The sequence below is a fragment of the Micromonospora sp. CPCC 206060 genome (assembly GCF_036906895.1).
GTDB lineage: Bacteria > Actinomycetota > Actinomycetes > Mycobacteriales > Micromonosporaceae > Micromonospora.
Map to the genome: position 1 here is coordinate 108,061 of NZ_JBAKHU010000015.1, position 7,442 is coordinate 115,502.

7 protein-coding genes are annotated in these 7,442 nt (G+C 72.2%); 3 read left to right on the forward strand and 4 right to left on the reverse strand.

The window, feature by feature from the left end; translation table 11 throughout:
- Positions 1 to 169 precede the first annotated feature (169 nt).
- A complete protein-coding gene (locus tag V6U90_RS13230) occupies positions 170 to 709 on the reverse strand; it encodes a winged helix-turn-helix domain-containing protein (RefSeq protein WP_334435089.1) in 540 nt (179 codons plus the stop codon).
- Between the two features lie 614 nt (positions 710 to 1,323).
- Here V6U90_RS13230 and V6U90_RS13235 point away from each other — a divergent pair.
- Entirely contained in the window at positions 1,324 to 1,470 is a 147-nt protein-coding gene (locus V6U90_RS13235; protein WP_334435091.1) for a hypothetical protein, read from the forward strand.
- On the forward strand, positions 1,470 to 2,630 hold the full coding sequence (locus tag V6U90_RS13240) for a YeiH family protein (RefSeq protein ID WP_334435094.1): 1,161 nt from the start codon (positions 1,470 to 1,472) through the stop codon (positions 2,628 to 2,630). The genes V6U90_RS13235 and V6U90_RS13240 overlap by 1 nt, the downstream gene beginning before the upstream one ends.
- 89 nt (positions 2,631 to 2,719) lie before the next feature.
- Here the strand turns inward: V6U90_RS13240 and V6U90_RS13245 are convergent, their stop codons facing one another.
- Positions 2,720 to 3,847: a sulfite oxidase gene (locus V6U90_RS13245; protein ID WP_334435096.1), complete on the reverse strand. Its 1,128-nt coding sequence runs from the start codon at positions 3,845 to 3,847 to the stop codon at positions 2,720 to 2,722.
- 171 nt (positions 3,848 to 4,018) lie between these two features.
- On the opposite strand from V6U90_RS13245, the gene V6U90_RS13250 reads away from it, so the two are divergent.
- Entirely contained in the window at positions 4,019 to 4,492 is a 474-nt protein-coding gene (locus V6U90_RS13250; protein ID WP_334435098.1) for a hypothetical protein, read from the forward strand.
- Positions 4,493 to 4,550: 58 nt separating this feature from the next.
- Here V6U90_RS13250 and V6U90_RS13255 read toward each other — a convergent pair whose 3' ends face one another.
- Together V6U90_RS13255 and V6U90_RS13260 are read right to left on the reverse strand one after the other, a co-directional pair.
- Positions 4,551 to 6,149: an amidohydrolase gene (locus tag V6U90_RS13255; protein WP_334435099.1), complete on the reverse strand. Its 1,599-nt coding sequence runs from the start codon at positions 6,147 to 6,149 to the stop codon at positions 4,551 to 4,553.
- Between the two features lie 110 nt (positions 6,150 to 6,259).
- On the reverse strand, positions 6,260 to 7,442 hold a 1,183-nt coding region (locus tag V6U90_RS13260; protein WP_334435102.1), incomplete at its 5' end, for an RNA polymerase sigma factor.

The window sequence follows — 7,442 nt, forward strand, 5'->3', positions numbered from 1 at the left end:
CTCGTCGCTGACCGCTAGGCTCACCGCGCTGAAGACGGCCGCGAGTCAGTCGGCTGAGGATACATCCCGGCGCCCACGGACCTGCGGTCGTGGGCGCCGGCACGCGTCAGGCGCCCGGTCGGCGGCGTTCGCACATCAGCCGGCCCCGCCCGAGCGGGGTCCGGCCGGGTCACGCCTGCGTCTGCACCAGCACCACCTCGGCGCGGTCGTCCAGGCGGTAACCGACGCCCCGGATCGTGGTCACCAGGGGCCGACCGATGCCGACCTTCGCGCGTAGCCGCTGAACGTGCACATCCACGGTCCGCTCGCCGACGTGTATACCGCCCCAGACCGAGCTGAGCAGTTGCCGGCGGGTCAGCACCTGCCGGCGGTTCTGGGCGAGGAAGAGCAGCAGGTCGAACTCGATGCGGGTCAGCGGGACGACGTCGGCGTCCCGGTACACCGTCCGTGACTCCGGATGGATCCGCAGCCCCGCGTCGTGGTCGGTGATCGGCTGGGGTGCCCGGTTCGGCGGGGTGTCTGCCGGTCCGGTCACTGCGGGGCCGCTGCCGCCATCCCGTTCGGTGAGCCGGCGCAGCAGGTCGAGCACGGCGGCGGAGTCCCGGCTGACGACGGGACCGTCCGGGCTGAGCCGGATGGTGACGCTCACCGTGTACGCCGGGGCGGCGGCACGGTCGGTGTGGTGGGGACTGGCGACGGTGAGGGGCACGGCGGGGTTCTCCTGATCAGGGCGTGACGGTCCGCCAACGGGCGGCGGGCGGAAGCACCCGTCGCATCGGTGCGGACGGGTGACGCAGGGGTGGCGGTCCACAGAGCACGGCTGGCGGCGCGTCGGACCAGGACGCGAGACGCCCCAGCGGACCACCCGGGGTGGCGCCGGCCCAGATCAGAAGGGACAGCGTGTACTGGCGTAGCGAACCAGGTCGACCACCAGGCAGACGGACAGCGTTCCGGCCTGTGACTGCATGTCACCGATGCTGTACCGAGCGTCGCCGGTTGTCAATGTGACGGATGTTGCAGCAGCCCGGCCAACTCCGCCATCGGGACTTGAAATCCTATCAGTCAAGTAGGAATATGGGTGGGTGCCGATCGGACCTGTTCTGACGTCCCGCCGGGTCATCGACCTGATGCGGGTCGCTTCCGAGCTCTGTCCCGGCCCGCGCCGCGCCGGCTGATCCGCCGCCACGCGCCCCCGATCGCCGCTGCCGCGATCCACGGCGTACCCACCGCCGCCTCCGTCCCCGACGCGTCGGTGGCGCTGTCGACAGAACCCGCACCCCCGGTTTGGCCCGGGGGTTCCCCTGCCACGAAAGAGGACATCCGATGAGTACCGATCCGCCGTCCCCATCACCACCCACCGACCGGGAGTCCCGGACCGCGGTCGACGAGGACTGGGCGGCCACCATCCTGGGCCTGGCGCTGCTCGGACTGGTCCTGCTCGGAGTGATCCCCGCTGGGCTGGTGCCCTGATGGCCGGCGAGGCGTCCGGGACACCGGCGACCAAACCCGGCCCGACCAACACCGCAACCGGCGAAGCCGGCGAGACAGTCCGCCCCCCGACCTCGTGGGCCTGGGTCGCGCTGGGACTCCTGGTGGTCCTCGTGCTGGCCGCGCTGACCCGGTACCTGGAGCAGAACGTGCCCGCCCTCACCGGCGGCACCGCACTGGAGAACGTCACCGCCGCGATCGAGTACCCCGTGTACGCGATCCTGCTCGGGTTGCTCGGCAACGCCGCCGTCACCCTGCTCGGCATCCGCGACCGGATCGCCGCAGCATTCCGCACCGAGTTCTTCATCAAGACCGGTCTGGTGCTGCTCGGCGCCTCGATCAACCTGGCGGTGATCGCCAGGGCCGCCGGCCCGGCGATCGCCCAGGCGATCCTGCTGATCTCCGGGGTCTTCCTGTTCACCTGGTGGCTGGCCGGACGGCTCGGCCTGGACGAGAAACTGCGCGCCCTGCTCGCCGCCGCCGTGTCGATCTGCGGGGTCAGCGCCGCGATCGCCGCCGCCGGGGCCGTCCGGGCCCGCCGCGAACAACTCGCCTACACCGCCAGCCTGGTCATCGCCTTCGCGTTGCCGTCGATCTTCGTGTTGCCCTGGCTGGCCGACGTGCTCGGTCTGCCGTCCGCGGTGGCCGGAGCGTGGATCGGCGGCAACATCGACACCACCGCCGCGGTGACCGCCGCCGGCGCGCTGGCCGGCGAGGAGGCGCTGCAGATCGCCAGCATCGTCAAGGTCACCCAGAACGCGTTGATGGGCGTGGTGGCGGTGGCGCTGACCGCGTACTTCGCCCTGCGGGTCGAGCGGCGCCCCGACGCCGCCCGTCCCGGGCCAGGGGAGTTGTGGCGACGGTTCCCGAAGTTCGTGCTCGGTTTCATCGCCGCATCGGTCATCGCCACCGGGTACCTGGAGGCGGCCGGCGTCGACGGGAAGGCCACCATCGGTGTGGTGAACGACCTGCGGGTGTGGTTCCTGATCCTGGCGTTCGTCAGTATCGGCCTGGAGGTCCGGGTGGCCGCGCTACGCGAGGCCGGGTGGCGGCCCGTCGCGGTCTTCGCCGGCGCGACCGTGTTCAACCTGGCGTTGGCGCTGGCCCTGGCGTCGCTGCTGTTCGCCGGCGTCACCGTCTGACCGGTGCCGGGAGTGCCTTCCGGTACCCGGCACCGGCCGTGGCCACGCCGGGAGCCTCCACCGGCTGCGGGACCGGGGATAGGCGTGGTTCAGGTGACGGTCACCGGATGCCGGACGATCCCGTCGAACAGGTACCCGAGGGTGTTGTACCGGGCCTGTGCGCGCTGCCCGGCACCGGTGACGTCGGTGGCCCGGGCGCGCAGGGTGAACCGGCCCGGGCCGGGGGGACGCCAGTGGGCCGTCCAGCGTTGCCAGGCTCCGCCCCGGTCGTCGGCGACCAGGTCCGCCGGCCGCCAGTCGTCGTCACCGGTGCTGACCTCGACGGCGCGGATCGGACCGTTGCCGGACCAGGAGCGCCCGTGCAGCAGGACGTCGGCGTCGGCGGGGATCGCCGCGTTGAAGGGCAGCTCGAAGGCGCTCTTGACCACCTGCCGGGTCAGCGGTGGTCCACCGTCGACGGGGTGCCCGGGGCCGAACAGCCGGTAGAAGCGGGTGTTCCACGGCGAGAGGAGACGCCCGGTGGAGACCTCCACCGGGCCGACCCACTTGATCGAGGCGACGCCGACCCAGCCGGGTACCACCAGCCGCACCGGGAAGCCGTGGTCGGGTGGCAGTGGCTCGCCGTTCATCTCGTACGCCAGCAGCACGTCGTCAAGGGCCTTGCCGACCGGCAGTGGACGGCGTACCCGGCCGAGGTTGACCCCGTCGGTGTGGTAATCCGGGTCCAGGCCCTCGGGCATCACGTCGACCGCAGCGTCGGTGAGGCCCGCGTGGCGCAGTACGGTCGACAGCCGGACACCCCGCCAGCGGGCGACCCCGACGCCGCCGAGCCCCCAGGCCACACCGTTCGACGGCTGCCCCTGCTGCTCGCTGAAGAAGCGCCGCCCGTTGCCCGCGCACTCGATCAGCGCGGTCTGCTCCTGCGCGGGCATCGCGCGCAGGTCGTCGTAGCCGAACTCGACGGGGCGGTCCCTGGTCGGTCGGCCGCGCAGCCCGGTGCCGAACAGGCTCAGCCGCCACGTGTCGACGTCCAGCAGCGGGGTGCGGGTGTGGTTGCGGACGAAGAACCGGTCGGTCGGGACCACCTGCCCCTGCCCGGCCATGGCCTCCCAGCGCAGTTCGGCGTTGGTGTCGTGGCGGGTGAGGACACCGGCGGGGAGTGGCTTGACGATCGGCGCGGACGGGTCGGCCGCATCCGGTAGCAGGGGACGTGTCACTTGGGTCCTCCCCTCGGCTCGACAACGAATATTCCTATTGAATCAGTAGGAGTTTCGGTTGGGCCAGTCCCTGCCGGGCCACCTGTCGTGGTCGTGACGCTGCCGGGTGGTTTCCGTGCTGGGACCGGAGGGCGCCGCTGCCTGTCAGCGGCCACCGCTAACCTGGCGGCCATGGGCTGGAACACCTCCGCACTCTTCGTCGCCGACCACGATCCGCTGACCCTGCTCACCGCCACCACGACGGCCACCGCAGAGGAGACCGACGGTGCCGAGGCAACCTCGGGCCTACGCCACGACGTCGTCTACACCGCCCGGACCGGACAGTGGCACGAACTGTGGGACCCGTCCCTGGAACACGTGATGAGCGTGCCCGACCTGGCCGGCCACCGGGCACTGTCGGTCATCTTCTCCAGCGTCACCAGCAGCTACGGGTTCAGCTACCACGACGGACCCACCCCCGCCCGGCGCATCGTCTACACCGACGGGCAACCCGTCGTCGACGACGGCGTACCCCTGCCGGTCGAACAGGGACTCACCTTCCCCGACTGGGGGCCGGACGAGGACTTCGTCTGGGCAGTCATCGAGGAGATCACCGGCATCACCTTCGACGCCGACCGCCGCTACCAGGTCCACCAGCTCTGCTGACTCCAGCCGGCCCGGCCCACCCGTAGCCGCCAGCGAAGAACCAACTCCTTGCCAGGGGTCAGCGCCGCCACCGGATCACCCCACCGACCACGGTCACATCCACGCTGATGTCCCGCAGGTCGCCCGCCGGAACCTGGTACGGGCTGGTGGGCAGCGCAATGAAGTCCGCCAACATCCCCGCCCGCAGCCGCCCCTTGAGATGCTCCTCGTAGGAGGCGTACGCGCCGGCAACGGTGAAGGCGTGCAGCGCCGCGTCCAGGTCCAGCCGCTCGTTTGGGTCGACCCCGCCGGGTGGATGACCGCCGGCCTGCTGGCGGGTCACCGCCGCGTGGATCCCGTGGAACGGGTCCGGGTCCTCCACCGGGGCGTCCGAACCGAACGCCACCGTCGCGCCCGCGTCGCGCAGACTACGCCAGGCGTACGAGGCCAGGTCACGGCCGGCCAGCAGGCTCGCGGTCAGCGGGATATCGCTGGTGCAGTGGGTCGGCTGCATCGAGGCGACGACCCCCAGCGGGCCGAACATCGCCACGTCCGCCGGCCGCAGGTGCTGGGCGTGTTCGATGCGGTGCCGCAGCCGGGGCACCCCACCGGCGCCGTCGTTGTCGGCCCGCCACCGGGCGTACGCGCGCAGCACCATCGCGTTGGCAGCGTCACCGATGGCGTGGGCGGCGACCGCGATACCCGCCCCGGCGGCCCGGGCCAGCAGCCGCGCGAACTCCTCGGCCGGGGTGACCGCGATGCCGTGGTTGCCCGGCTGGCCGGGGTACGGCTGACTCATCAGGCAGGTGTGTGAGCCCAGGGCCCCGTCGGTGAACACCTTCACCGGGCCGGTCCGCAGCCACCGGTCCCCGTCGCCGGTGGCCCAGCCCCGGTCGATCGCCTCGTCGAGAAACGTCAACGGGATCGACTTGTGTACCCGCAACGGCAGCTCACCCTGGGCGTACAGGGTCTCGTACGCCACCCGGCAGTCCTGCCCGTCGATGTCGTGGATGCTGGTCAGGCCGACCGACAGCAGTCGTGGCAGGTGGGTACGCAGCAGGGCGACCAGGTCACCGGCGGCGGGGGAGCGCATCAGGTCGTTGGCCCGGTCGGCGGCGTTCTCCCGCAGGATGCCGGTCGGTTCGCCGTCCGCGTCGCGGACGATCTCACCACCGGGCGGGTCGACAGTGGTCGCGTCGATCCCGAGGTGCCGCAGCGCGGCCGTGTTGACCCAGGTGGTGTGACCGTCGATGCTGGGCAGCACCGCCGGCCGGTCCGGGCAGACCCGGTCCAGGTCGGCGCGGGTCGGCTGCACCGGCCGCGTCCACCGGTTGCTGTCCCACCGGCCACCGAACAGCCACGCCCCCGGCGGCAGGGCGGCCACCGCACGGGCGATGCGGGCCAGTGCCGCATCGAGACTGTCGGTGCCGCGCAGGTCCACCTGTTCCAGCCCGCGCGCCCACAACGCGGAGTGCAGGTGGCTGTCGATGAGTCCGGGCAGCACGGTCATGCCGGCCAGGTCGACCCGCCGCGCCCCGACCCCGGCCCGCTCACGGCACTTGTCGAGGTCCCCGACGGCCACGATCCGCTCACCGCGTACCAGCATCGCCTCGGCGTGCGGACGGGCCGGGTCGAGGGTGTGGATCCGGGCGTTCTCAAAGACCGTACCGGTCACCATGTCCCCCGATCCGAACCTCCGGCCACGACGACCATCGTATGCCGGGACCAGTCCTGGGTGGACCCGGCCGACCAGCCGTCCGAACCTGCCGGGCAGCGCCCGCAGAGCGGTCAGTCGCCGTCGGGCTGACCTGATCCGGTCTCGACCGTGCGCAACCGGCGCCGCAGGTACGCCCGGTCGGGTTCGGTACCGGCCAGGTCGAGCGCCTCCCGGTAGCCGGCTGCGGCCTCGGCCCGGCGACCGAGCCGGGCCAGCAGTTCCGCCCGCGCCGCCGGGTACGGGTGGTGGTCGCGTAGCCGGGGTTCACCGGCCAGGCCGTCGAGCAGGGTCAGGCCCGCCAGCGGACCGTCGCGCATGGCCACGGCCACGGCGCGGTTGAGTGCGACAACCGGGGACGGCGTGAGCGTCAGCAGCACGTCGTAGAGGGCCACAACCTGGGGCCAGTCGGTGGTTTCCAGGTCATCGGCCCCGTCGTGCAGGGCGGCGATGGCGGCCTGCACGCCGTACGGGCCGGGTGGCCCGCCGGTCAACGCGACCAGCACCAGCTCCCGCCCCTCGGTGATCATCGGCTGGTCCCAGCGGCTGCGGTCCTGCTCGTCGAGCATCCGGATCTCCCCGTCGGGCCCGGTACGGGCGTCGCGGCGGGCGTGGACGAGCAGCATCAGCCCGAGCAGCCCGGCGGCCTCCCGCTCGGCGGACAGCAGCCGGCGCAGCATCCGGGCCAGCCGGATGGCCTCCTCGGCCAGGTCCCGCCGTTGCAGTCGTGGACCGGAACTGGCCGCGTACCCCTCGGTGAAGATCGAGTAGACAACCTGGAGTACGCCGGGCAGCCGGTGCGGCAGCTCGTCGACGCCCGGTACCCGTAACGGGATCCGGGCTTCGCGGATCTTGCGTTTGGTGCGGACCAGCCGCTGCGCCATGGTGGCCACCGGCACCAGGAACGCCCGGGCCACCTCGGCGGTACTCAGCCCGGCCAGGTAGCGCAGGGTCAACGCGGCACGGGCGTCGGCGGGCAGCGCCGGGTGGGCGCAGGTGAAGAACAACTCCAGTCGATCGTCGGGCAGTTCGGTGTCGTCGCCTGCGGTGCGCCCGGCCCGGTCCGCCTCCACCTGCAGCAGGGCCAGCCGGGTGGCGTAGGTGCGGTCGCGGCGTAGCCGGTCCACGGCCCGCCGCCGGGCCGTGGTCAGCAGCCACGCCCCGGGTCGGGTCGGCACACCGTCGACCGGCCAGTGAAGGTTTCCGAGTAACGGTCTGCAACTGTGCGTAGTGGTCGTTTCAGGTGGTTCGTCCGTG

Excerpts from the sequence above, each read along its gene's own strand:
- V6U90_RS13235 (WP_334435091.1), top strand. The coding sequence starts at position 1,324 with ATGAGTACCGATCCGCCGTCCCCATCACCACCCACCGACCGGGAGTCC.
- V6U90_RS13240 (WP_334435094.1), top strand. The coding sequence starts at position 1,470 with ATGGCCGGCGAGGCGTCCGGGACACCGGCGACCAAACCCGGCCCGACC.
- V6U90_RS13250 (WP_334435098.1), top strand. The coding sequence starts at position 4,019 with ATGGGCTGGAACACCTCCGCACTCTTCGTCGCCGACCACGATCCGCTG.
- V6U90_RS13255 (WP_334435099.1), bottom strand. The coding sequence starts at position 6,149 with ATGGTGACCGGTACGGTCTTTGAGAACGCCCGGATCCACACCCTCGAC.